The 25,098-nt window shown below is 60.2% G+C and carries 22 protein-coding genes and 1 tRNA gene; 8 read left to right on the forward strand and 15 right to left on the reverse strand.

Going from position 1 to position 25,098, the window contains the following annotated elements; translation table 11 throughout:
* Position 1: 1 nt before the first annotated feature.
* The 6 genes from AC0V6X_RS05665 to hflX all read left to right on the forward strand — a co-directional run bounded on the left by AC0V6X_RS05665 (position 2) and on the right by hflX (position 8,455).
* Complete coding sequence (locus tag AC0V6X_RS05665; RefSeq protein ID WP_486183615.1) at positions 2–1,177, forward strand: two-component system sensor histidine kinase NtrB; 1,176 nt, start codon at positions 2–4, stop codon at positions 1,175–1,177.
* Positions 1,178–2,602, forward strand: coding sequence for a sigma-54-dependent transcriptional regulator (locus AC0V6X_RS05670; RefSeq protein WP_486183616.1), 1,425 nt, complete (start codon positions 1,178–1,180; stop codon positions 2,600–2,602).
* A 70-nt stretch (positions 2,603–2,672) separates the two neighbouring features.
* Positions 2,673–4,967: a sensor histidine kinase gene (locus AC0V6X_RS05675; protein ID WP_486183617.1), complete on the forward strand. Its 2,295-nt coding sequence runs from the start codon at positions 2,673–2,675 to the stop codon at positions 4,965–4,967.
* A 52-nt stretch (positions 4,968–5,019) separates the two neighbouring features.
* The gene (gene ntrX, locus AC0V6X_RS05680; protein ID WP_486183618.1) at positions 5,020–6,408 is read left to right on the forward strand and encodes a nitrogen assimilation response regulator NtrX; all 1,389 of its coding nucleotides are present in this window, start codon (positions 5,020–5,022) and stop codon (positions 6,406–6,408) included.
* Positions 6,409–6,554: 146 nt separating this feature from the next.
* Positions 6,555–7,139 carry an RNA chaperone Hfq gene (gene hfq, locus AC0V6X_RS05685; RefSeq protein ID WP_486183619.1) on the forward strand — a complete coding sequence of 195 codons (585 nt, stop codon included), beginning with the start codon at positions 6,555–6,557 and terminating at the stop codon, positions 7,137–7,139.
* Positions 7,140–7,156: 17 nt separating this feature from the next.
* Positions 7,157–8,455 carry a GTPase HflX gene (hflX, locus tag AC0V6X_RS05690; protein WP_486183620.1) on the forward strand — a complete coding sequence of 433 codons (1,299 nt, stop codon included), beginning with the start codon at positions 7,157–7,159 and terminating at the stop codon, positions 8,453–8,455.
* Positions 8,456–8,464: 9 nt separating this feature from the next.
* On the opposite strand, the gene mazG is transcribed toward hflX, so the two are convergent.
* The 10 genes from mazG to AC0V6X_RS05740 form a co-directional block, all read right to left on the reverse strand.
* Positions 8,465–9,235: a nucleoside triphosphate pyrophosphohydrolase gene (mazG, locus tag AC0V6X_RS05695; RefSeq protein ID WP_486183621.1), complete on the reverse strand. Its 771-nt coding sequence runs from the start codon at positions 9,233–9,235 to the stop codon at positions 8,465–8,467.
* A gap of 100 nt (positions 9,236–9,335) precedes the next feature.
* The gene (locus tag AC0V6X_RS05700) at positions 9,336–10,118 is read right to left on the reverse strand and encodes an MBL fold metallo-hydrolase (RefSeq protein ID WP_486183622.1); all 783 of its coding nucleotides are present in this window, start codon (positions 10,116–10,118) and stop codon (positions 9,336–9,338) included.
* Positions 10,119–10,895 (reverse strand): TatD family hydrolase, encoded by a 777-nt coding sequence (locus AC0V6X_RS05705; protein WP_486183623.1) that lies wholly within the window; start codon positions 10,893–10,895, stop codon positions 10,119–10,121.
* Positions 10,895–12,457, reverse strand: coding sequence for a methionine--tRNA ligase (gene metG / locus AC0V6X_RS05710; protein ID WP_486183624.1), 1,563 nt, complete (start codon positions 12,455–12,457; stop codon positions 10,895–10,897). The genes AC0V6X_RS05705 and metG overlap by 1 nt, the downstream gene beginning before the upstream one ends.
* Positions 12,450–13,430, reverse strand: coding sequence for a DNA polymerase III subunit delta' (locus AC0V6X_RS05715; RefSeq protein ID WP_486183625.1), 981 nt, complete (start codon positions 13,428–13,430; stop codon positions 12,450–12,452). The genes metG and AC0V6X_RS05715 overlap by 8 nt, the downstream gene beginning before the upstream one ends.
* The gene (gene tmk, locus AC0V6X_RS05720) at positions 13,427–14,080 is read right to left on the reverse strand and encodes a dTMP kinase (RefSeq protein ID WP_486183626.1); all 654 of its coding nucleotides are present in this window, start codon (positions 14,078–14,080) and stop codon (positions 13,427–13,429) included. The genes AC0V6X_RS05715 and tmk overlap by 4 nt, the downstream gene beginning before the upstream one ends.
* The gene (locus tag AC0V6X_RS05725) at positions 14,077–15,225 is read right to left on the reverse strand and encodes a D-alanyl-D-alanine carboxypeptidase family protein (RefSeq protein ID WP_486183627.1); all 1,149 of its coding nucleotides are present in this window, start codon (positions 15,223–15,225) and stop codon (positions 14,077–14,079) included. The genes tmk and AC0V6X_RS05725 overlap by 4 nt, the downstream gene beginning before the upstream one ends.
* Positions 15,226–15,274: 49 nt before the next feature.
* Complete coding sequence (locus AC0V6X_RS05730; RefSeq protein WP_486183628.1) at positions 15,275–16,327, reverse strand: lytic murein transglycosylase; 1,053 nt, start codon at positions 16,325–16,327, stop codon at positions 15,275–15,277.
* 34 nt (positions 16,328–16,361) lie between these two features.
* Positions 16,362–17,084: a sulfotransferase-like domain-containing protein gene (locus AC0V6X_RS05735; protein WP_486183629.1), complete on the reverse strand. Its 723-nt coding sequence runs from the start codon at positions 17,082–17,084 to the stop codon at positions 16,362–16,364.
* A complete protein-coding gene (locus AC0V6X_RS05740) occupies positions 17,081–17,995 on the reverse strand; it encodes an aminotransferase class IV (RefSeq protein WP_486183630.1) in 915 nt (304 codons plus the stop codon). The genes AC0V6X_RS05735 and AC0V6X_RS05740 overlap by 4 nt, the downstream gene beginning before the upstream one ends.
* A gap of 76 nt (positions 17,996–18,071) precedes the next feature.
* On the opposite strand from AC0V6X_RS05740, the gene AC0V6X_RS05745 reads away from it, so the two are divergent.
* A tRNA-Ser gene (locus AC0V6X_RS05745) sits at positions 18,072–18,161 on the forward strand.
* A 50-nt stretch (positions 18,162–18,211) separates the two neighbouring features.
* Here AC0V6X_RS05745 and lpdA read toward each other — a convergent pair.
* From lpdA to AC0V6X_RS05760, 3 genes are read right to left on the reverse strand one after another with little or no spacing between them, the layout of a single operon-like run.
* On the reverse strand, positions 18,212–19,624 hold the full coding sequence (gene lpdA, locus AC0V6X_RS05750) for a dihydrolipoyl dehydrogenase (protein ID WP_486183631.1): 1,413 nt from the start codon (positions 19,622–19,624) through the stop codon (positions 18,212–18,214).
* Positions 19,624–20,064, reverse strand: a complete 441-nt coding sequence (locus AC0V6X_RS05755) for a hypothetical protein (protein WP_486183632.1) — start codon at positions 20,062–20,064, stop codon at positions 19,624–19,626. Before AC0V6X_RS05755 ends, lpdA begins: the two co-directional genes overlap by 1 nt.
* The gene (locus tag AC0V6X_RS05760) at positions 20,061–21,461 is read right to left on the reverse strand and encodes a 2-oxo acid dehydrogenase subunit E2 (protein ID WP_486183633.1); all 1,401 of its coding nucleotides are present in this window, start codon (positions 21,459–21,461) and stop codon (positions 20,061–20,063) included. Before AC0V6X_RS05760 ends, AC0V6X_RS05755 begins: the two co-directional genes overlap by 4 nt.
* Before the next feature lie 201 nt (positions 21,462–21,662).
* Between AC0V6X_RS05760 and AC0V6X_RS05765 the strand changes: the two genes are divergently transcribed.
* Positions 21,663–22,115: a universal stress protein gene (locus AC0V6X_RS05765; protein ID WP_486183634.1), complete on the forward strand. Its 453-nt coding sequence runs from the start codon at positions 21,663–21,665 to the stop codon at positions 22,113–22,115.
* Positions 22,116–22,119: 4 nt separating this feature from the next.
* Here AC0V6X_RS05765 and AC0V6X_RS05770 read toward each other — a convergent pair whose 3' ends face one another.
* Both AC0V6X_RS05770 and AC0V6X_RS05775 read right to left on the reverse strand, forming a co-directional pair.
* Positions 22,120–24,465, reverse strand: coding sequence for a ribonuclease R family protein (locus AC0V6X_RS05770; protein WP_486183635.1), 2,346 nt, complete (start codon positions 24,463–24,465; stop codon positions 22,120–22,122).
* 15 nt (positions 24,466–24,480) lie between these two features.
* Positions 24,481–25,086 (reverse strand): DUF805 domain-containing protein, encoded by a 606-nt coding sequence (locus AC0V6X_RS05775; protein ID WP_486183636.1) that lies wholly within the window; start codon positions 25,084–25,086, stop codon positions 24,481–24,483.
* Positions 25,087–25,098 lie beyond the last annotated feature (12 nt).

Consider the following 25,098-nt stretch of genomic DNA (forward strand, 5'->3'; position numbering starts at 1 on the left):
GATGACGAAGGTACCTGGTGCGAAGCCGACGGATGCGACCACCGAGCCAAGTCAGTCAGATCTGGCCAGCTTCGACCCCTCACGCCCCTCAGCCGGGGCACAGATTTCTGGGCTGCTCTTTGCGGTCCTCCTAGTCGATCCGGGTACGCTTATTTGCGAGGCAAATCATGCCGCAGAAAACATGTTGGGTCGCAGCGTAAGTCGATTGATTGGCAAACCACTCACCGAGGTCATCGGACCGCTCGATCCGCGTGTCGAATACCGTTTGAGCGATGCGGAATCCGCGCTCGTCGCGCGTGACATTCGCATTACCGCCGGTGAAACGGAGAAGCGCGTCAACATGACGGTTTCAGCGCTCAGCGGTTTTACCGGGTGGCGGGTCATCACTCTGTCTGAGATCGGGCATGAGGAAACGGGCAGCGATGATGAGATAGCCTCGTCACTAGGTGCGCCGTCCATCCTAGCGCACGAGATCAAGAACCCACTCGCCGCCATACGCGGAGCGGCTCAGCTTGCGGCGCGCAAATTGCCGCTGAAGGACAAGAAACTCGCCCGGATGATCACGGATGAGGTGGACCGCATCGCGCGGCTCATTGACCGGATGCAACAGCTGGGTTCGCGCAGTTCAGAAGCTGCGGCGGAGTGCAACCCGCACGAGGCCATCCGCTCTGCCATTGCCACCGTGCGCGCAGCTGGCGCAGCTGGGGTGGAGATCAAGGAAGAATTTGACCCCTCAATTCCCCCCGCCTGGGTCAATCGCGATGCTTTGGAGCAGGTGCTGATCAACCTCATCAGCAATGCCCGCGATGCTGCATCGACCGGCGCGCGCGGCGAAGTGACCGTGCAGACCCGCTTCGTCAGCGGCCTAGCCTTTAGCGCCATTCGCCTTGGCCGCGCTGTGCGACTGCCGATTGAGATTACCGTCAGCGACAATGGTGCAGGCATCGACCCAGCGGTGCGCGACCATGTGTTTGAACCCTTTGTTTCCTCGAAACAATCAGGCCAGGGACTGGGTCTCGCGCTGGTTCGCAAGCTGGTGCGCGACATGAACGGTTCCATCAGTCATGAACGCGATATCCGGGCCGGGCTCACCCATTTTCGTCTGCATCTGCCGATGGCGCGCAGCAAGGTCGAGAAAAGCCGCAAAAAGTCCAAGACAAGAGGGGAAGGCGCGTAAATGCCAAGCAAAGTTCTGCTGGTCGAAGATGACCGCGCCATTGCGACCGTTATCCTCGCCGCGTTGGAGGATGAGGGCTTTGACATCACTCATTGCACCTCGATCCGTGAGCGCGATGCGCAATTGCTCGACGGCAAATTCGACGTGATGCTCACCGATGTGATGCTGGAAGATGGAGACGGGCTCGCCACACTGAGCGAGGTCAAGGATCACGCGCCTGACATGCCAGTGATCGTGCTTTCGGCTCAGAACACGCTCGATACGGCAGTCAGAGCCAGCGATAGCGATGCCTTTGAGTATTTCCCCAAGCCGTTCGACCTGGATGAGCTGGTGCGCGCGGTCATGCAAGCGGCGGGCACCGGGACTGAGGAAGAAGCAAGCGCTGCTCCCGAAATAGACGGTGATGGCATGCCGCTGGTTGGGCGCAGTCCCGCGATGCAGGGCGTCTACCGCATGATCACGCGTGTGCTGCGCAACGATCTGACAGTCCTCGTCACCGGTGAAAGCGGCACGGGTAAGGAATTGGTCGCGGAGGCAATCCATCAGCTGGGCAGCCGCCGAACGGGGCCATTTGTGGCGGTCAACACCGCGGCCATTCCAGCTGACCTTGTTGAAAGTGAGCTCTTCGGCCACGAGAAGGGCGCGTTTACCGGAGCGGTGGCTCAGGCCATTGGTAAGTTTGAACAAGCCAATGGCGGCACGCTCTTCCTCGATGAAATCGGTGACATGCCGGCTGAGGCCCAGACTCGGCTGCTGCGTGCGCTGCAATCAGGGCGCATTAGGCGCGTTGGTGGGCGGCAAGAAATTGCGGTGGACGTGCGCATTATCGCTGCCACAAATCGCGATCTTGAACCCATGATCGCCGCAGGCAAGTTCCGCGAAGACCTGTTCTACCGCCTGAACGTCGTGCCGATTGAGCTGCCGCCTTTGCGCGACCGGCGCGAAGATGTCGAAGTCCTTTCCAACCACTTCCTCGCTCAAGCGGCGGAAGACGGCTTGCCGCGCAGGCAATTGTCTGCGGATGCCGTAGAAGCCTTGGAGGCGCGCGGGTGGCGCGGCAATGTGCGCGAGCTGCGCAATGTCATTTACCGCCTTGCCCTGATGAGCCGCGAGGATGTCATCGACGCTGGCAGCCTGCTCGACATTCTGGGCGAAGAAGCGCCATTTGCGCATGACGGTGAAGAAGAGAAGGGCGGTATTGGGGCCGCGCTCGAGATCTGGCTGACACGTGAGGAGCCTGTCCCCGGCACAGTCTATTCCAGCGCATTGGCGGCTTTTGAGAAGCCCCTTATTGAGCACGCCCTTGGCCAAACCGGCGGCAATCAACTGCGCGCGGCCAAGCACCTCGGCATCAATCGCAACACTCTTCGCAAGCGTATCAGTGAGCTCGGCATTGAGCCTGATCGCTTCGCAAGACCGGTTTAACGCAGAACTGCGGCAGAATTGCCACTTTGTGCTTGCATGATTGCAACAGCGGCGTTGTAACTGCGCAACTATGGGCAGTGCAGCGGCGCATCCTGGTGAGGATCGAGACTTAAGCGAGCAAGAAGCGGCCAACACGGCGCCGCTCGACGGCTCGCGTGAGGCGCCCAGACAGCCGCCGCGCCAGACGCCGAGATGGTGGCGTCAGTTCATCGTAAGCTCTCGGCGGGCCAACATCTTTGCATGGATGGAAGGGCTCGCAGTCGTTGCGCTGATCGGTGCCGTCGTCACCAATTACTTCGCGTACACCAGCCAGCCTGAGGATTCCGGCGGGCTTCCTGCCCTGCAAGTGTCGTTGCTGCTGGTCGCAGTCCTGATCCCGGCCATGGCGATCCTTGTCCTAATTGGGCGGCGCATGGCGCTCAGCCGAGCCGCAGGAAGCACCGCGCGGCTACATGTGAGGCTGGTGTTCTTCTTCTCCATGGTCGCGGTGATCCCAACGCTGCTGGTGGCAGGCTTTGCGGCGTTCCTGTTCCAGACTGGCGTCGCCTTCTGGTTCTCTGATGACTCGCGAGGATTGATGGAGAACGCAAACTCGCTCGCGCAAAGCTACTACGATGCGAACCAACGCGAGGTGGAGCAAAACTCCATCGTCATGGCCACCGATATGCGCGAAATCCTGCTGCGCGTGCCCATCACAGATCCCGATTTCGTGGACTTCTACCTCTACCAGATGCAGGGGCGCGAATTCACTGAGAGTGTGATCCTTCAGCGGATGGAGGACGACACCCTGCGCACAGCCGTGGCGCTCAACCTGCTTGAAGGCAATGACCCCATCGCTTGGAGTGAGGGGGCTTTGCAAAGGCTTGATGCGGGTGAGCTAGTGGTGATCGAGGCCAGCTCAGAACGCATCGCGGCGGTCGCCCCGATTGACCGTGAGGCTGGCATCTACCTCTACAATGCGCGCACCACTGAAGAGGCGACGTTCAACGCCTGGTCCAACGCGCAGGCCATCTCAACCGCTTATGCGACGCTGACGCGCGAGGCGAGGGACCTGCAGCTCCGCTTCAACATCGCGCTGGTCGCGATGAGCCTGCTGCTCGTCGGTATCGCAGTTTGGTTTGCTCTGCGCTTCGCAGACCGTCAGGTTGAGCCGCTGACCGATTTGGTCGGAGCGGCACGTAAAGTGGGGCAGGGCAACTTCGCTCTGCGGGTGGAAGGGCGGACCGGAGCCGATGAGATCGGTCTGCTAAACCGTGCCTTCAATCGCATGACCTCGCAGCTGGAGAAGCAGACCGACGCACTGGTCAGCGCCAACCGCCAGATCGATGATCGCCGTGCGTTTATGGAAGCGGTGCTCGAATCCGTCACCGCAGGAGTGATTTCCGTCGACGAAGACGCCCGCGTGCTGCTGATGAATGGATCGGCACAGGCGCTGCTTTCGGACGGGGGCGAGGGCGATCTGGTGGGGCAATCATTGTCTGACCTCTCGCCCGAAATCGCCACCATTGTTGCAGAGGGCAAAGACCGCGCGATCGTCACCCATCCGCGCGGGAGTGAGCTGCTGACACTGGCCGTCACCGTCTCGCCAGAAACAAGCGGCCATGTGGTGACGTTTGAGGACATTACGCGCCAATTGCTCGATCAACGTCAGGCCGCCTGGTCCGACGTTGCTCGCCGGATCGCGCATGAGATCAAGAACCCGCTCACTCCCATTCAGCTCGCGACCGAGCGCTTAAAGCGCCGCTATCGCAAACAGGTTGAGGAAGTGGACGGGGAGCTATTTGATGAGCTTACCAGCACTATCGTCCGGCAGGTCGGAGACCTCCGCAAGATGGTTGACGAATTCTCCTCCTTTGCGCGCCTACCCAAGCCCGTGTTCCGCAATGAAGACGCGCTCGACCTCGTCCGGCAAGCAATCTTCCTCCAGCAGGTCGCGCATCCACAGATCGCCTTTGGTGAGGATGCAAGCGACATGGGCGACCGGGAGATACAGTGCGACCGCCACCAGCTGGGTCAGGCGATGACCAACGTGCTCAAGAACGCGGTCGAAGCCGTCGAGGCAAGGGCGGCCGATGAGGATGATGACTACACTGGAGCCATTGGCATAACCCTCGTCGACCAAGGCGATTGGATCGCCATTGCGGTTGAGGATAACGGCATCGGCCTGCCCACCGACCGCGAGCGTATCGTCGAGCCCTATGTCACCACCCGAGAGAAGGGCACCGGCCTTGGCCTCGCCATCGTCAACAAGATCGTCGACGAACATGGCGGCGACATGAGCTTTGCGAGCGCTGAGAATGGCGGAACGCGCGTCACCTTACGCTTTGCCCGCCGTCCCGAACCCAGCGAGGACGACGCTGGATGAGCCTTAGAAATACCCCCAACCCCCTGAAAATTACCCGTGCAAGGAGAGGCGCATGTCGCTCGAAATCCTGATTGTCGATGATGAACGCGATATTCGCGACCTAGTGGCCGGCGTGCTCGGCGATGAAGGTTATGAATGTCGTACCGCTGCGGATTCGACCAGCGCCCTGGCCGCGATTGATGAACGGCGCCCCAGTCTCGTCCTGCTCGACGTGTGGCTGCACGGAAGCGAAATGGACGGGCTCGAAACGTTAGACGCGATCAAGCAGCGCGAGCCCGATCTGCCCGTCATCATCTTCTCTGGTCACGGAAATATCGACACCGCCGTCTCTGCCGTTGGGCGCGGCGCAATGGACTTTATCGAGAAGCCGTTCGAGGCGGAACGCCTGCTCCTCTTGGTCGAACGCGCGACGGAAACCGAGCGGCTTCGGCGCGAGAACACAAACCTGCGCGATGCCAGCTGGGGTGGCTCCGACTTTACGGGCAATTCCAGCGCGATTAACGCCGTTCGTGCCACATTGAAGCGGGTCGCGAACACGGGCAGCCGCGTTCTGATCTCCGGCCCTGCTGGCGCAGGCAAGGAAGTGGCCGCCCGAATGCTTCACGCATGGAGCAACCGCTCCGACAGCGCCTTTGTGCTGGTCAATTCGGCGCGCATCACTCCGGAGCGCTTTGAGCAAGAGCTTTTCGGAGAGGAAGCGGACGGCAAACAGGTTCGCCCTGGACTTCTGGAACTGGCAGACGGCGGCACGCTCTACCTTGATGAAGTCGCGGACATGCCGCTCTCCACCCAAGCTCGCATTTTGCGCGTCCTTACCGAACAAAGCTTTGTCCGCGTCGGCGGCACGCGCCAGATCGGTGTCGACGTCCGCGTGGTGTCCTCCACGACACGCGACCTTGCGGTGGAAATGGAGGAAAAGCGGTTCCGCGAAGACCTGTTCTATCGCCTCAACGTGGTGCCTGTGACGATCCCATCGCTCGCAGACAGGCGCGACGATATCCCGACACTCGCTGAGCATTTCTTCACTCGCTATTCGACCGACCAAGGCATCCCACCGCCTGAGATCAGCGAAGAGGCGATGGCCGCGCTGCAAGCCTATGACTGGCCCGGTAATGTCCGCCAGCTGCGCAACGTGGTCGAGCGTACAATCATCATGACCCCGCGCGAACGTCTCACCACGGTTGAAACCGACATGCTGCCCGCAGAGATCACCGGCGGCAGGCTTGCAGGCTCTGGCCCCGGTCTTTCGACCATGATGGGCGTACCCTTGCGAGAGGCGAGGGAGAGCTTTGAGCGCGAATATCTCACCATTCAGATCCGGCGTTTCTCGGGCAATATCTCAAAAACCGCTACTTTCATTGGGATGGAGCGCTCCGCTTTGCACCGCAAGCTGAAGCTGCTTGGAATGGCTGACCGGCGCGAGGTTGAGCGTAAGGGCTAGAAAACCCGACTAAATTTCAAGCCTGAAATCAGGGGCTTGCGCGGGCGCGCCGCAATCGTCATGATAGTGTCAACGCAGCTTGTCACTTAGACTCTGCGTATTTGCGGACCGTAAAGACGGCCGCCAACAACAATAGGAGCATAAATATGTCCACCGGGCGAACCCTCTCAGCGCGCCCTCGATCAACCCCTGATGGCTCTTCGTCGGGGAAGGGATCCAAGCAAGCCAACCTTCAGGACGCATTCCTCAACCTGCTGCGTAAGAACAAGACGCCAGTGACCATGTTCCTGGTCAAAGGCGTGAAGTTGCAGGGCATTGTGACCTGGTTCGACAATTTCTCGATCCTGCTGCGGCGCGATGGTCAGTCGCAACTGGTCTATAAGCACGCGGTTTCCACCATCATGCCCGGCGGCCAAGTCGATGCAGAGCAGTTTGCGAGCCGCACAGGCGGGGGCAAGCAGCGCCAGCTACAGGATGTCTTTCTCAGCCGCGTAAGCGACGCCGGGGTCGAAGTGACGATGTTCCTTGTGAACGGCGTCATGCTGCAAGGCCGGATCGCGGCTTACGATCTGTTTTGCATGCTGCTTGAACGTGATGGCGCGGTCCAGCTGGCCTATAAACATGCGGTCTCCACCATTCAGCCCGCCACGCCGGTCGATCTCTCCGATGGGGATGACGACGCGGATGAGGGCGGCTTTGATGATGACGATGACCTTGGGGCCGACATCTGAGCTTTGACGAAACCCTCATGGACGAGGTCACCCGCGGTGCGCGGGCCCTTGTCTTGTGCCCGGATGTGCGCACGCTTTCCTACGACCTAGACGCGGCCGAAAGGCTGGCTGAGGCGGAGGGACTTGCGCTCGCCATTGGTGTGGTGATCGAGCATTCAGCGGTACTTACGGTGCGCCAGATGCAGCCCAACACGCTGTTTGGCTCCGGTCAGGTCGAGAATATCAAGGTCTGGTGTGAGCAATATGAGTGCGAGCTGGTCGTCGTCGATGGCGCTCTATCGCCCATCCAGCAGCGCAATCTGGAAGACAAGCTCAAACGCAAAGTCATCGACCGCACCGGGCTAATCCTTGAGATATTCGGCGAGCGAGCGGCGACAGCAGAAGGCCGCTTGCAGGTTGAGCTTGCGCATCTGGACTACCAACAGAGCCGCCTGGTCCGCAGCTGGACTCACCTTGAGCGGCAACGGGGTGGTTTTGGCTTCCTCGGCGGTCCGGGTGAGACTCAGATTGAGGCTGATCGGCGGATGATCCGTCAACGCATGGGCCGGCTGCGGCGTGAGCTGGAGCAGGTCCGCAAAACCCGCGCGTTACATCGTGATCGTCGGGGAAGGGCGCCTTGGCCTGTGATCGCGCTGGTTGGCTACACCAATGCAGGAAAATCAACGCTTTTCAACCGCTTGACGGGTGCTGATGTGATGGCGGAGGACTTGCTCTTTGCCACACTGGACCCGACCATGCGCGCAATCAGTTTGCCAGGCGTCGAGAAGGCGATCCTGTCCGACACGGTGGGTTTCATCTCCGATCTTCCAACGCAGCTTGTCGCCGCTTTCCGGGCGACTTTGGAAGAAGTCACAGGCGCTGACATAATCTGCCATGTGCGCGATATGGCGAACCCGGCTCACGTAGCGCAAAAGAAGCAAGTGCTTGAAGTACTGGGTGATCTTGATGTTGTCGACCCAGAGACGGGCACAGGCGAGATACCTATCCTCGAAGTCTGGAACAAGGCCGACTTGATCGCCCCAGACCGCTTGTCCGAACTGCGGGACGCTGCGGGAGGCCAGGACGCTGTGCTGCTCTCAGCCATCAGCGGCGAGGGACTAGATGATTTCGCGGACACAATAGCCGCCATGCTAACCGCCAAGGCGCAAGAGCTCACGCTCACATTGCCGTTGTCCGATGGTCGCCGGATCGCTTGGCTGCACGCGCATGGTGATGTGCTGGAAGAAGTGGATGCAGGCGAAGGCGAGCAGGGGCCTCAGACCCGTCTAACCGTGCGTTTGAACCCCAAGGAATTGGGTCAATATAACACTTTATAGCCCTGTTTTCTAGCCCTTTTTCACGCGCTGCCAATAGATCTCTTGATTATCCAGGGACAGTGCGCTGAAATCATGGCCATCAGCAGCCGCAAGCGCTTCCATTGCGCGAAACCGTCGCTCAAACTTGGCGTTTGAGGCCTTCAAAGCCTGTTCTGCATCCACGCCATAGCGCCGTACGATATTGACCGCGACGAACAGGACATCGCCAGCTTCCATCAGCCGCTCATCCTCCTCCGCCTGCTCAAGTTCCTCGAGCTCTTCTTGCAGCTTCTCAAGTGGCCCCTTGACGTCATGCCACTCAAACCCGACCCGCGCGGCTCGTTTCTGGAGCTTTTCTGATCGCATCAACGCCGGAAGGGCCTTGGCAACGCCATCCATAGCGCTGGAGGAGCCTTCGCGTTCACGCTCAGCCGCCTTCAGATCTTCCCAGCGCTTGCCATCCATAACGCCGTCTTCATCGCCGAAAATATGCGGATGGCGTGCCTCCATCTTGTCTGAGATGGCGCGCGCAACATCCTCAAACGAAAACAGATTGGCTTCTTCGGCCATGCGGGAATGGAACACGACTTGAAGCAGGAGGTCGCCAAGCTCGGATTTGAGCTCTTGCATATCCTTGCGTTCAATCGCGTCGGCAACTTCGTAGGCTTCTTCGATCGTGTAAGGCGCGATGCTGTCAAAGTCCTGCGCCAGATCCCATTCGCATCCGCCATCCGGATTGCGCAGTTGCGCCATGATCGCGAGAAGGCGCTGCATTTGTGGGTTTTCTGGAGCGTTTTTCATGAGAGGGGGCTTTGCCTAAACTTCGATCCTCGAGAATGATAATATATATTATGTTAAATGGAATATTGCTATCTCAGGCTACAGTCAGCCCTCCGTGCCCTCACGCAACCATTTCCAATCCATCATACCCCACGGTCACGAAGTCTGGAACTTCATCGACCAGTGTCTGATAGTCCATGCTTTTGTCCAGATGGCTGAGGACGAGATGTTTGGCTCTGACCCGCTCGCCCAAGTCGATCGCCATGGCAAGATGTGCGTGCGTCGGATGCGGATCGCGGCGCAGGCAGTCGCTCACCAAAATGTCGACGCCATCATAAAGCTCCAACATTTCATCAGAAATCGCACTGTAGTCCGTCGCATAGGCAATCGATTTACCATCGGCCTCGAAACGGTAACCCGTGGTTTCACCCGGTCCATGTTCCATCTGGCACCATTCCACGCCGAACCCGGCGACGATTTTCAACCGGTCCAGCGTTTCGATTGAGCAAATCGTTGGATAGCCGTCCTGCCCGGCAAAGACATATCCGAACCGGTTCCGCAAGCGGCGCACAGTCTCTGTCGAGGCATAGCTCGGGATTGGACCACCGCGCCCATAGCGCATGACGCGCATGTCATCGATGCCGTGGCAGTGATCCGCGTGATCATGTGTCCAGAACACCGCATCGACCTTGTTGATTTTGTTCGCGAGCAGCTGTGCGCGGCAGTCAGAGGACGTGTCGACCAGCAACCGCTTTCCCTCATTGCTCTCTACCAGGATCGAGACCCTTGTGCGCCGGTTGCGCGGTTCATTCGGGTCGCAGTCCCCCCAATCGCCCGTCCCATCTTCTCCGCCTATCCGAGGCACCCCGGTAGACGTGCCAGAGCCGAGCATGATGAACTTCACTTACAGGGCGGCCTTGCTGAAGAGTTGCTTGAAATTCGCGGTCGTCTCCTCCGCGAGCCGCTCCGCTTCAGTCTCGCGCAAATCGGCAATAAAGCGGGCGGTGTCAGCCACATAGGCCGGTTCGCACACCTTCCCACGATTGGGCACCGGTGCGAGGAACGGGCTGTCGGTTTCAACAAGCAAGCGATCGACGGGCACGTGTTTCGCCGTCTCCTGCAAGCTCTTGGCGTTCTTGAACGTCACAATGCCAGAGAGCGAAATGGTGAGGCCAAGATCAAGCACTTTACGCCCAAACTCATCCGAGGCGGTGAAGCAGTGGATCAGAGCCGGAAAGGCCCCCTTCCCCATCTCGTCCTCGAGAATTTCGAGCGTATCCTCCTCTGCATCACGCGTGTGAATGATGACCGGCAGACCGGTCTCACGCGCAACATCAATATGCATGCGGAACAGCTTCGCCTGCGTGTCGCGGTCGGAATGCTCGTAGAAGTAGTCGAGGCCGGTCTCGCCAATCCCGATGACCTTGGGGTTCTCGGTCGCGGCGAGCAATTTGGCCCGGCCTAAGTCTTCGTGGTCGTCAGCATGGTGCGGGTGGATGCCGACACTGGCATAGACATCGGCTTCACGTTTGGCCGTGCCAACGACCTGATCCCACTCAGCCTCTTTGGTCGAGATGTTGAGGAACGCCCCCACCCCGGCCTCACGCGCACGGGCAAGGACGCCGTCCTGATCTTCGACGAGGCCCTTATATTCAAGGTGGCAATGGCTATCGATCAGCATCACGCGTCTTCCTGTTCCGGCATTTCCAACCGTGGGAAGATGGGTGTTGGCTTGGCGACTTTGAAGTCAGATCCAACCAAATGCGCCCACCAATCGTAGCCTTCGTGTATGTCTTTAAACCGACGCTCGTCCTCCGGCACACCTAGTGTATCGAGCAATAGAGCAGCCTTTTCGGGCACAACTGGTTGAACAGCGATGGCAAGATCGCGAAGGGCCCGAAAGAGAGTCATGAGCACTCCCTTCATTCGCTCTGGGTCAGTCTTTTTCAGTGTCCATGGAGCTTGCTCATCCACGTATTGGTTGCATTCGTTTACGGCCTGCATCCAGTTCACGATACCAACTGAGAACGATAGCTTCTCAAACTCGATTGGTAGTGCAAGACCGCACCAGTGCCGAACGGATTGGAGCAAGTCCAAATCCGCGTCCAATTCTTCGTAAAACTCAAGTTCCCCATCCATGTTCTTGTTAATCATGGACAAAGTGCGCTGCGCCAGATTGCCAAAGCTGTTCGCAAGTTCGGCGTTGCAGCGGGTGACAATAGCTTCGGCGGAGTAGCTTCCGTCCTGCCCGAAAGCGACTTCGCGCATCAGAAAGTAACGCAAGGCATCGACGCCGAATTGCTCGGCCAGTTCCAGTGGATCGGTGACATTGCCGAGCGACTTCGATTCTTTCTGCCCACGGTTGAGCAGGAAGCCATGTCCGAAAACCGCTCTGGGCACGGGCAGCTTCGCGCTCATCAGAAATGCGGGCCAGTAGATCGTGTGGAAGCGGACAATGTCCTTGCCGATCAGGTGCAGGTCGGCGGGCCAGAACTTGCCCATCTCTTCCGTCTCGTCAGGGAAGCCGAGGCCGGTGAGGTAGTTGGTCAGCGCATCGACCCAGACATACATCACATGATTGTCGGAACCGGGCACCTTCACACCCCAGTCAAAGCTGGTGCGGCTGACTGACAGATCGCGCAGGCCTTGCTCGACAAAGGCGATCATTTCGTTGCGACGACTCGCGGGTTCTAGGAAGCCGGGTGTCTTGAGCAGTTCGAGCAGCGGCTCTTCATATTTCGACAGGCGGAAGAACCAGCTTTCCTCAACCGTCCACTCCACCGGCGTGTCTTGAGGTGAGAGCTTCTGGCCGTCCTCTCCCTCTTTCAACTCGCTTTCGTCGTAATAGGCTTCGTCACGGACTGAGTACCAGCCTTCATATCGGTCGAGATAGAGGTCGCCGGCCTCTTCCATCCGCTGCCAGATGGCTTGCGACGCGCGGTGGTGGTCGTCCTCGACTGTGCGGATGAAGCGGTCGAAGCTGATATTCAGCTTCTCATCCATCTGTCGGAAATAGCCGGACATTTCGTCCGCCAGATCGCGCGGTGTGCGGCCCTGCTCCTCCGCTTTGCGCGCCATTTTGAGGCCATGTTCATCCGTGCCGGTCTGGAAGCGCACTTCGCGGCCACGCAGGCGTTGGAAGCGGGCAATGACGTCGGCTGCGATCCCCTCATAGGCGTGCCCGATATGCGGGCGGCCATTGGGATAGTTGATCGCAGTGGTGATATAGAACGGTTCAGCCATGGGCGCGTTCGCTAGCGGGCGCAGCGCGCATGAGCAAGCCGCCGATTTCAACCGACAGAAGGCCGGTGTCGAAATTGTAGGTCGGTGCCTGCGCTGCGAGGGTTACGAGCGCCCCGTGCGTCTCCACCAAAGCGGCTCTGTGCGCGGCATCTGGCGTTGTGCGGGCGGTCTCAGCCACGATGGCTTGAGCCAGCTCGAACACCGCATCGAGCCTGGCGCGGTCGGCGCGCGGACCGATCATTTTGGATAGGTCGGTTCGCCCACTCATATCGCGGTCGCCCTGTGTGATCAGCGACTGGATGGCTGCCGCCACTGGGCCAAGGTCCTGCTCAGCGAAGCGCAGGGCTGCTCCGTATGATCCTTCCGCCGCGCGGATGGCCGCTTCGCGCGCCCCGCCCTCGCCCGTTCCCGATGCGTCGAGCATCCGCTCCAACTGAGAGTTCGTCAGGACCGGGAAGCGCAGCATTCGGCAGCGTGATCGGATCGTGGGCAACAGCCGCGAAGGGCGGTGCGCGACCAGCATGAAATAGGTGCCTTGCGGCGGTTCCTCGAGGCTTTTCAGAAGGGCGTTCGCCGCGCTGATTTCCATATCATCCGCGGGATTGATGATGATCACGCGCCTCTCGCCCAAGGTTGGCCGCGTGGTCAAACGGCGCTGCATTGCGCGGATCTGATCGACGCGGATGCTGCGCGCGCGTTCGAACTTCTTGCCATCGGCCTGGGCGCGCGCTTCCTTGTCGTTCTTGGCGCCATAGGTGAGGACGATGATGTCGGGATGGTCGCCCGGCGGCTGCGGAACACCCTCTTGCGCAACCAATTCGCGCGCGGCGGCCATGGCAAAGTCGAGCTTGCCGAGCCCCTTTTTGCCTGCGAGCAGCCAGCCATGATGCATCCGCGCACCCGCCATCGCCCCGCGCCAGTCGCGCCAGGCATCCGCGTGGTTGAGCCATTCGGGGGTTGGCGCATTGCTCATTCGGGCGAGTTCTCCAGCATCGACGCAAGAGCGGACAAAACGCGAGCATGGACTTCTTCCGGAGTCCCAATCCCGTCGAGGCGTTTGATGCCAACAGGGTCTTCAGTGGCCAGCATGCGGAAACTGTCAGCCACCGCCTCGTGATAGGCTGCGCTGCGCCCTCCGATTGCGTCGCTTTCCCCGCCGTCGCGTGCGGAAAGACGCTCGGACAGGCGCGCGCTGTCGACTTCAAGAAGAAGCGTGCAGTCAGGTCGCATCCCATCGCTGCCAAAGGCGTGGAGTGTTTGGATGGCTTCATCCCCCAGCCTCCCTGCTCCGCCCTGATAGGCGCGGCTTGAATCGACGAAGCGATCACAGACTACCCAGGCTCCGCGCGCCAAAGCGGGGCGGATCAGCGTCGCAACATGGTCAGAGCGAGCCGCCGCAAACAGCAACGCCTCAGCCTTCGCGTTCCACCCCTCCCCCGGCGGATGGAGCAGCAATTCACGAATAGCCTCTGCACCCGGAGTACCGCCTGGCTCGCGAGTGACGATCACTTCGAGCCCACGCGCCCGCAAAGCCGCTGCCAACATCTTGGCCTGAGTGGACTTGCCGGTCCCCTCCCCGCCTTCAAAGGCAATGAAGCGCCCTCTTGGCGTCCGACCGATCATGAGAACCACCCCGCAATCCCGTTGAACAGGCGAGAGAAGAACCCAGCCTCTCCCACCGCTTCAACCGCGTGCAAGGGAATGCGGGCGGGCTCCATTCCCGGCACCTCGACCACCAAAGTCGCGATGCTTTGCCCTTCTGCAATCGGAGCGCGTACCGGACCATTGTAACGGATCACAGCGGAGACTTCGCCCATTCGCCCTTTAGGGACGTTGACGAACACATCACGATCAGCTCGCAACTCGACCGAGCGCGCATTGCCGTTTTGCACCCGCGCAGAGCCGATGACCGTTCCCGCATTAAACAGCAGTTTGCGATCAAACTCGGCAAAGCCCCATTCCATCAACCGCCGCGCAGCCCGTGTTCGGACCGATTGTCGCGGGGCTCCAGCGATGACCAACACAAGCCGTTGCCCGTCGCGCTCAGCGGTACCGAGATAGCCGAAGCCTGCCTCGTTCGTGTAGCCGGTCTTGATCCCATCCGCCCCTTCGATCACGCCAATAAGAGGGTCGCGATTGGTCTGTTCGATCCCGCCATAGGCAAAGCCGGGCTTGCCCATATAGCGCGCATATTCGTTCGGATAGCGCGTCACCAGCGCCTGAGCGAGCTTCACCAGATCGCTTGCGGTTGTGAAAGTAGCACCTTCATCCGGCCACCCATTGGGCGTGCCGAAATGGCTGCTCGTCATGCCCAAAGCGCGCGCCTCTGCGTTCATGCCGTCGACCCACGCAGCAACCGACCCCGCTTGTCCTTCAGCGAGCATTATCGAGGCATCATTGGCGGAGATATTAGCGATACCCATCAGCAAATCGTGGACCGCAACCTGATCGCGCGCATTGATCCACATCGTGGAGCCCTGCCCGTTCCACTCCTCCCACGTTTCATCACGCATCGTATATGCCTGCTGCGGATCGAGCGCGCCCTCCTCCATCCGCCTGAAGGCCGTGAACAAGGTCATGGTCTTTGTGATCGAGGCGGGGACAAAGCGCCGCTGCGTTTCCCGCGCGAACAACACCTGCCCGCTGGTCACGTCGACCAGGATCGCGATGGGGGCATCCTCAGCGCTGGGCACACCCGGCTGAACCTGCGCAAATGCTACATGCGGCAGCAGGAATGCCGCAAGAAGGAGTGTGAGAGCTCTAATCACACCGGCGTTCTAGCCCGCAGACCCGCAATAGGCGAGGCCGGAGCGGTGCTTAGTTCACGATTTCGTCAGCCAGCAATCCAACGCTCATCGCGTAATAGTTCGAGCAATTATACTCGAGGATCACGCGGTAATTGCCAGTGAGGAGGTAAGCGGGCTCTCCCGGACCATCAGGCTGGAACAGGCTGGTGAGTGTGTCGTCTGGAAGCGGGCGTTGCGGTTGCACTCCCAGCGCGCGCCATTCAGCGATGGTCTTCCACTGGCTGTGCCGTTCATGCACACGCGAGCAGACGGGGGAAACCAATTCTGACTTATAGGCATCGACGTCGAAGCCGCGCGGAACACTGGCGCGCACGCCCCAAGGCTGTCCGGTGCGCCATCCGGCGTCTTTGAAGTAGTTTGCGATCGAGGCAAATGTATCGGCGCGATTGGTGAAGATGTTGGCCCGGCCGTCCCCATCACCATCCTTGGCGAGGCGCAGATACACCGAAGGCAGGAATTGCGGATTGCCGAAAGCGCCAGCGTAACTGCCGACGAGCTGACTGCGCGAATAGCCTTTGTCGGCGACCTGCATCAGGGCAACCCACTCGCCGGCAAACAGGTCGCGGCGGCGACCTTCCCATGCGAGAGTTGCAAGGCTGCGTGACAGGTCGAAATTGCCTCGGATCTGGCCATAAGCGGTTTCATGTCCGAAGATTGCGACGATGATCTCTCCCGGCACGCCATATTCCGCTTCGACCGCGCGAAGTTGGGCAGAGTTCGCGCTGTAAACCCGCTTGCCACCAGCGATGCGGGTCGGATTGACGTGGGTCCGAATGTAAGGGGCCATGGCCGGATAGCCGCGCCGCGTCGGGCTTCCGGGTTGGCCGCGGTCAAGGCGGATCACTCGCTCGTTCGGCGTCAGACCAGCGGTCATGCGGCTAAGCGTTGCCTCGCTCACACCCTCAGCCCGCGCCCGCGCCTTCAGAAGTTCGAGATAAGCGTCAAAGTCGATCCCATCGCGCGCGGCCACTTGCGCATGTGTCGGGGCTGGAGCGGAAAGGCTACCGACCATCGCGGCGGCAAGAATGGCGAAGGAAGTGGTAAGCAAGCGGTTGAAGCGCATCTTTGGGCGTCTCTCAATCAGGGGTTGTTGCAAGTCAGATCGCATAATTCAGCATGAACTCATAGTCTTCGCGGCACGCATCGGCTGTTTTTCTATACTCTCCATCGAGTGCCGGCAGCGCGCCGGGCGCAGTGCCAAACCCGGTGGAGGCGTTGACCTTATCATACCAATGTGAACCCCAGATGCCGTCTTGGGGATGAGGTCCGCGCTCCCAGCTGAGCATCGCAGGGTCCCAAGCGATATCGAGCGCGGCGCACAGCTTTCTCAGAGCGCTTTCGGGATCGAGCAAAATGGTGTGGCTGTCGATTACAGGCGGCGCGCGGCCTGTCCGCTCAGCTTCCTTCTCGAAATATTCGCGTTGGCGCATGACGCCCAGATGTTCGGGCCGGATGGCAGCGCGTTTGTTGGCATAGCTCGCCGCGACGCGGATCGGGTCTCGGATCAGGAAGGCGTGGCGGGTCTCGGGAAAGTCGAGGATGCTGACCGGGCCTTCCATGTGGTGGGGCATATGCTTCTGATACCAAATTGCGCTGCCATCGGGCGCGCTGCCGTTTTGAGCCTCCTTCACGCTTTCCCAGTCGCAATCCATGTCGGCGATGATCTCATCGATCATCGGCTGCGGATCGCGCGTGGTGTTAAGATAGGCTCCGTAGAACGGCTCATCACTCACGAACGTGTCCGACCGGCTCGAGAAACTGCGCATCATCGCGGTCGAAAGATTACGCGGCCCCGACCACATGGCGATACGAAGGGTCATGAGACGTCGCGATCCATCAGCTCGCGATAGAGACCCTGTAAGCGCTCGACCATCGGCCCGCGCGCAGGCGTGAGTGCTCGGCCATCCACTTCGGTCACGGGAACGACGCCTGCGAAGGTCCCGGTGACAAAGGCCTCATCCGCGCCATAAACATCGGTGAGCGAGAAGTTCTTCTCAAACACCGGAATGCCAGCCTCTCGGCAAACCTGGATGACATTGCTCCGGGTAATCCCGCCCAGGCAATAATCGCCGGAGGAAGTCCACACCTCACCCTTCCTCACAATGAAAAAGTGGGTCGAATTGCACGTCGCGACGAAGCCATGCGGGTCAAGCATCAAGGCCTCATCCGCACCCGCCTGCGTCGCCTGAATGCAGGCGGTGATGCAGTTGAGTTTGGAGTGCGAGTTCAGTTTCTGGTCCTGTACCGCCGGATCGCCTCTCCGCACATGCACAGTGAAAAGCCGGATACCGGTCTGAATGGTCGAAGGCAGCGGAGCCTTGTACTCCGGGATGATAACGATGGTTGCGGGCGAGATGACAACGCGCGGGTCTTGATACGGCGTTGAGCGAATGCCGCGCGTCACCATCAGTCGTATGTGCACGCCCTCTTCCTCACGCATGCCGTTGCCGTCGACTACTGCGTCGATGCGCTCGCACAGTTCTTCGCGGGTGAGGCCGATATCCATCGCAATGGCCTTCGCGCCTTCATACAGCCGGTCGAGATGCGCCTCCAGAAACGCGATCTTGCCGCGATGCAACCGCAACCCCTCCCACACGCCGTCGCCCAGCATGAAACCACTGTCAAAGACCGAAACCGTCGCCTCAGCGCGCGGGGTCAGCACCCCGTTGACGCTGATCAGAACCGTGTCATTGCGGAGATCAGGAGTGAAATCGTGCGTGCCTTGAGCCATGAAATGCTTCTACCTGCATGTTGGGTGGTGACAAGCGCCTCGCACCTCGCTAGCGAGCTTTTCGAACCACGGATGCGGACAGTTGGCAGAGTGGTTGAATGCACCGGTCTTGAAAACCGGCAAGGGTGCAAGCCCTTCCAGGGTTCGAATCCCTGACTGTCCGCCACCTCTTTTCTGTCCTACCGCTTCGCCGCTTGAGGACGGCTTCTCCAGCCATCACATATGGAGCGTGCGTCCATACGCATCGAGGACGCTTTCGTGCATCATCTCTGACAAGGTCGGGTGCGGGAAGACGGTTTGCATCAGCTCGGCTTCGGTCGTCTCCAGCGTCTTGCCGACCGTATAGCCCTGGATCAGCTCGGTCACTTCCGCGCCGATCAAATGCGCGCCCAGCAGCTCTCCGGTCTTGGCGTCGAAGACGGTTTTGATGAAGCCCTCAGCCTCTCCTAGAGCAATCGCCTTGCCGTTGCCGATGAAGGAGAAGTTGCCGACCTTGACCTCGTGACCTGCTTCCTTGGCCTTCGCCTCGGTCATGCCGACGCTGGCGACTTGCGGGTGGCAGTAAGTGCATCCGGGAATGTTACTGCGGTCAAGCGGGTGCGGATGGACCTCTGTGTTGCCGAGTTCCTGTGCGATGGCTTCGGCGGCGGTGACGCCCTCGTGGCTTGCTTTATGCGCCAGCCATGGTCCCGGAGTGCAGTCTCCGATGGCCCACAAACCAGCGGTCTTGGTGCGGCCATAGTCATCAATCTGGATGAAGCCACGGTCCATCTCAGCGAGGCCCTCCAGCCCGATATTTTCGGTGTTGGGGACGATCCCGATGGCGGTGATGCAGTGGCTGAACTCGGTCGTCTCGACCTTGCCCTTGGCATCCTTGATCGTCGCGGTTACGCCTTTGTCGGAGACCTTGATGTCCTCGACACCAGCGCCGGTCATGATGGTCATGCCCTGCTTGGTCAGGCTCTTTTCGAGGAAGGCCGAAACCGCCTCGTCCTCCACCGGAACGATCCGGTCGAGCATCTCCACCACCGTCACATCGACCCCGATATCGTTGTAGAAACTCGCAAATTCGATCCCGATCGCGCCGGAGCCAATGACCAGCAATTTGGAGGGCTTCTCCGGCGGGGTCATGGCGGTGCGATAGGTCCACACGCGCTTGCCATCGGCAGGCGCGAACGGCAAGTCGCGAGCGCGCGCTCCGGTGGCGACGATGACGTGCTTGGCGGTGAGTTGCTCTTCGCCTTCGTCTGATTTCACCGTCAGAGAGGTCGCGCCGGTCAGCGTGCCCTCCCCCATATGGACAGTGATCTTGTTCTTCTTCATCAGGTGCGTGACGCCCTGATTGAGCTGCTTGGCCACGCCGCGAGAACGCTTCACGATGGCTTCCAGATCCGCCTCAATCTCGCCTGCGACCTTCAGGCCGTACTCGCTGGCCCGGTGCATCTGGTGATAAACTTCCGCTGAGCGCAGCATCGCTTTGGTCGGAATGCAGCCCCAGTTGAGGCAGATGCCGCCCAGATTCTCTCGCTCGACAATAGCGGTCGTCAGACCCAGCTGCGCGCACCGGATCGCGGCGACATAGCCACCGGGCCCAGAGCCAAGAACGATAACGTCATACGAGTTTGCCATCAGGCGATTTCCTTTTCCTGGGGAGGATTATTGAGGGAGTTGCGAAGGGGGCGGAGGATCCAGAGCCAGCCTAGGATGCCATAAGTAAGGGCGGCGACAAACGAAGGTATGCCCAGAACCACCACTCCAGACTCCCCTCCCAGAACAAAGCTGGCAAGGATCATCATGATCCCCGCCAAGACTGCAACGATGGCAACCGTAGTGGGCGACAACACCAGATGATCCCACGAGAGATGGAGCGTCAAAAGAGCGATGGGCAGGCCCAGAATGAAGGAGCCAGAAAGACTAATCACAAACACGCCTTGGATAGTCTCTGGATTGATATCCGGCCCCAAGAATGCCCCGTTCTCAAGCATCAGAAAACCGATGAAATACAAAGTGGCCATCGCTGCCGCACAAACGGCAATCACGATAGCCTTCGCGATCACCGCCAAACTCAAACCACCAGCCCCATCGGGTTCTCGATCAGCGTGCGCAATTGGTCCATCAGCTTGGCGCCGTCCACACCGTCAATCGCGCGGTGGTCGAAGCTTCCCGTAGCGCTCATCACGGTTGCGACGGTCAATTCGTCATTGACGACATAGGGCCGCTTCTCGCCAGCGCCGACGGCAAGGATCATACCCTGCGGCGGGTTGATCACAGCGTCGAATTGCTTGGTGCCGAACATGCCGAGATTGGAGAGGCTCGCCGTGCCGCCCTGGAATTCGTGCGGTTGCAGTTTGCCCTCGCGCGCCTTACCAGCGAGTGCCTTCATCTCCGCTGAAATCTCTGCAAGGCTCTTGCGGCCTGCATCGCGGATGATCGGGGTGATGAGGCCCGAGGGAGCCGCCACCGCGACTGAAATATCAGCGCGGGTGTATTGATGCATCACGTCGCCCTGGAACGACACATTGCACTGCGGCTCGCGCGTCAGGGCCTTGGCCAGCGCCTTGATGATAAAGTCATTGACCGACAGCTTTACGCCATCGGCTTCAAGCGCCGCGTTCAGCTCGCTGCGGAGCTTCAACAGCGGGTCGAGGCGGATATCCACGGTGAGGTAGATATGCGGCACGGTCTGCTTTGCCTCTGTCAGGCGGCGCGCGATGACCTTGCGGACGTTGTTGAGCTTTTGCTCTTCGTAAGGGGCGTCGAGATCGCTGACGGGCTGTTTCGCCGTCGCCGGTGCAGGAGCCGCCTTGTCTTCCTTCGCCGTAGCGGGGGCAGGCGTGAAGGCGTCGACATCGGACTTGATGATCCGACCGCCCGGCCCAGAGCCCGAAATCTCGCCCAGCGAATAGCCTGCATCCGCCGCCAGCTTGCGCGCTAGAGGAGAAGCAATCACCCGGTCTCCCGAACGCGCAACCACAGCAGGAGCGCTGCCACCGATAACCGCTTCCACATCCGCCTTGACGATACGCCCCTTTGGACCGCTGCCTTCGAGGCCGGCGAGGTCCACACCCTCATTCACTGCAATGCGGCGCGCGAGCGGGCTGGCTTTCACATCATCATTGGCGGGATTGGAGTTGGCCGCTGCGGGTGCGGGGGCTGGCTCAGGTGTCGCAACAGGCGCAGGTGTCGCATCGGCTGTCGGAGCGCTCACATCGCTGACATCCTCGCCCTCTTCGGCCAGCATCGCGATGACCGATCCGACCGAGACGTTCTCCGTCCCCTCTTCAATCAGGATCGCGGCAAGCACGCCCTCATCAACAGCCTCAAATTCCATCGTAGCCTTATCGGTTTCAATCTCGGCCATGATGTCACCCGAGCTGACGGTATCGCCGACCTTCACCAGCCAGCGAGCGAGGGTCCCTTCCTCCATGGTCGGCGACAAAGCGGGCATCTTGATTTCGATAGCCATGATGTATTGCAAAACTCCCTAGGCGCGATCCCAAGGCCCAAAGGTCAAACACCGCAGGCCTTACGCGAAGTGTCCATCCATGCCTTTAGCCAATGATGCGTTTGGGGCAAGTCCTCTCACGTGCTTGCATTGCGGGAATTTTACCCGGATACCCTAGCGGCAATGGGATTGTAGGCTCGGACCTCGACACGGAGACAGTGAGTGCGCACATTCCTGGTGGTGATGGACGAAAGCGACGAAGCGCGTGCGGCAATGCGCTATGCGGCGCGGCGGGCAGTGTCGGTAGGCGGCGCGGTGCATATCCTGGCCTTGGTCCGGCAACAGAACTTCAGCGCTTTTGGCGGCGTGCAAGCGACCATTGAACAAGAAGCGCGCGACCGGGCAGAGGTTCTGGCCCACGGCGTTGCCGGTAATCTATTGGCTGAAAGCGGGATCATGCCAACCATATCGGTCAAGATTGGCAATGGCCCAAAACTGGTGAGCGAATTTCTGGAAGGCCATTCCGAAGTTGCCGCATTGATCCTCGGCGCGGCGAGCGGCGGCTCTCCTGGCCCTCTGGTGACGCACTTTGCCGCCAATGCGGGTGGGCTGCCCTGCCCCGTCTACATCATCCCCGAAAGCTACGACGAGAAAGCCGCCGAGCACGAAGCCTAGGCGCTTACTTGCGGCGCTTGGTCTGTTTGCGGACAGTGCCTGGTCCCCGGCGTTTTCCGACCATGAACTTTCCTCCGCCCTTGCCACCTGTTCCGCCGGGACCGCGCTTTCCCCGCCCTTGGCCCTTGCGCCCATAACGAGGCGCAGGGCGCCTCCCGCGCGCCTCGATCTCGTTGCCATCGGCATCGACGGGTACGAATTTGAGCGCGCCCGTCAGCGCGTTGGACTCTCCCAGTTTCAACTTTAACCGGTCGCCTGGCGCATAGGTTGTGCCGGTCTGCTCTCCGGTCAGGGTCTGCGCAGCCTCGTCATAGGCAAAGTGCTCGCGGCCCAGTGTCGAGACTGGCACAAGGCCATCCCCGCCCAAACCTTCGATTGTCGCGAAGAAGCCGAAGCCCTGAACGCCTGTGATGCGCGTGTCAAAGACCTCTCCCACCCGGCCAGAAAGCCATGCCGCGACATAGCGGTCGACCGTATCGCGCTCCGCTTCCATCGCGCGCCGTTCAGTCTGGCTGATCGCGTCTGAAGCTTCTTTCAGGCTTGCTCGGTCTTTGTCCGACAACCCACTTGCATCGGGCAGCACATCTCTTTGGGGCCCCTTGGGCGCGGGCTGTTCAAGCTTGTAGGCATCGACCAGAGCGCGGTGGACGAGCAGATCGGCATAGCGCCGAATGGGCGAGGTGAAGTGCGCATAAGACCCAAGCGCGAGCCCAAAGTGCCCAGCATTCGTCGGTGAGTAATAGGCCTGCGTCTGCGTGCGCAGCACCTGCTCCATCACCTGCGCCTTTTCGCTTTCATCATCGATATTGCCGAGGATGCGGTTGAACAGCGACGGCTTTACGACTTGTCCCAGCGCCAATGGCATATCGAGCGTCGCCATATAGTCGCGCAAAGCAATCAGCTTCTCACGGCTCGGCGGTTCGTGGACGCGGTATACGACCGGAGAAGTCTTCTTCTCCAGCGCAGTTGCCGCCGCGACATTGGCCGCGATCATAAAATCCTCAACCACGCGGTGCGCATCGAGGCGTTCTCGCACGGCAATCTCGGCGATTTGGCCTGCGTCGTCGAGCATCACGCGGCGTTCGGGTAGTTCAAGTTCGAGCGGTTCGCGCGCATCGCGTGCTGCGGCGAGCAGCTTCCACGCGGCCCAGAGGTTGGAAAGGAACTCCGGCGCGTCGCCTGCGTCCACTTTCGCCTGTGCATCTTCGTAAGCGATCACATGCGCGATCCGGACAATAGCGCGGGTGAAGCGGACTTTGCCGACTTTGCCCTGCGCATCGATATGGAAGTGGCACACCATCGCCGCGCGGTCCTCGCCCTCTCGCAAAGAACACATGTCGGCGGACAGCACTTCGGGCAGCATCGGGACAACGCGGTCGGGGAAATAGACAGAGTTGCCGCGCTTCCTCGCCTCGCGGTCGAGCGCTGAGCCGGGGCGCACATAGTAGGACACATCCGCAATCGCGACCTTGGCGTTGAAGCCGCCCTCGCCATCCGGCTCGGCCCAAATCGCATCGTCGTGGTCACGCGCATCGGCAGGGTCGATGGCTATGATGGGAAGATCGCGCAGGTCTTCGCGTTTGTCCTGTGACAAAGCGAGCTCGGCGGCTTGGCCCGCCTCTGTGATGACGGTTTCGGGGAAGGTGTGCGGGATGCCGTGTTTGGCAATGGCGATGAGGCTGAAGCTTTTGGGTGCGAGCGGGTCGCCGACCACTTCGATCACTTTGACCCCGGAACGTTCGGAGCGCCCCGCCCGCTCAGCGATAACCAGTTGGCCTTCCTCGGCCTCGCCCAAATCACTGATCGGAGAGCTCCTCCGCACACGCTTGTCGACCGGCGCGAGCCAAGGCTTGCCGGCGCCATCAAGCTCAACAACGCCCATCAGGCCTTCGGTGCGAGCGGGTAGCTTCTTGATCGGAAAAGCGACCCAACCACTCTCTCCCTCCTCGGTCCGGGAGAGCACGCGATCGCCGCGTTTCAGGGCGGGTGCGCGTTTGCCGCCCCGCCCCTGCATCTCGCGAACCGTCACACGCGGAGGCTTCTCGGGCGCATCGGGAGCCCAGTTGTCGGGCACTGCAATCGGCTCGCCATCCTCAATCTCGATCACGCGCAGGACAGTCACTTTGGGTACGCCGCCCATGCGGTGATAGGCGGTCTTCTTGCCGTCGATAAGGCCTTCCTCCGCCATGTCCTTGAGCAGTTTTTTGAGCGCGATCTTTTCCTGACCTTTGAGGCCGAAGGCGCGCGCGATTTCCCGCTTGCCTGCAGGCGTATCGCTGGTCTGGATAAACTCGAGAACCTGCTTCTTGGAAGGCAGGCCAGCGGGACGGCGGGTGTTGCGTTGAGCCATCAGTGACGGGCCATTCTAGAAGCGAACGGGGCCGTCTCCATACTGGTTCGGCCCTTCCTGCGATTTGAGGACGCCGAAACCGATGACGACGATGTAGCCAATCCATCCAACGAGACCCAGAACACCCATCTCTGCTTGCAAGGCATAAGGGTTGAATCGCTCGTCGGTTGCGCCAGTTGCGGATTGAGTCATCGCTTCGAAGGTCACTTCCTCGATGCGATCCAGAAAACTGAGCGTGTAGATCTGGCTGAAGAGCTGCGTGATGATCGGAATTGCTGCGATCCAGCCCGTATAGCCCGCATCATGCAAACGACGGACGAAGCTGGCCAGCATCAGAATCGCAGTCAGGATCGTGAGCGCAAAGCCGACATAGGTCAGGGTCCGGATCTGCCCCGCCATCTCCTGCGCCATGCCGCGCACAACCATGTCCGGGTCCTGCCCAACGGTTGCGGCGTCAAACACGGTCGAAAAGATCGCGACATACATCGGGATTGAAGCCACCATCGTGATGACGAACTGCGCGATCACCAGAAACAAAATATAGTACCAAAACGTCGAGCGCGCATCGCGGCCTTCGAAATTCAGCACATTGGCAAGGCTGTATCTGATTGAATCGAGCATGGTCGTGTCCCC

This window comes from Erythrobacter sp. S267 (genome assembly GCF_057365045.1).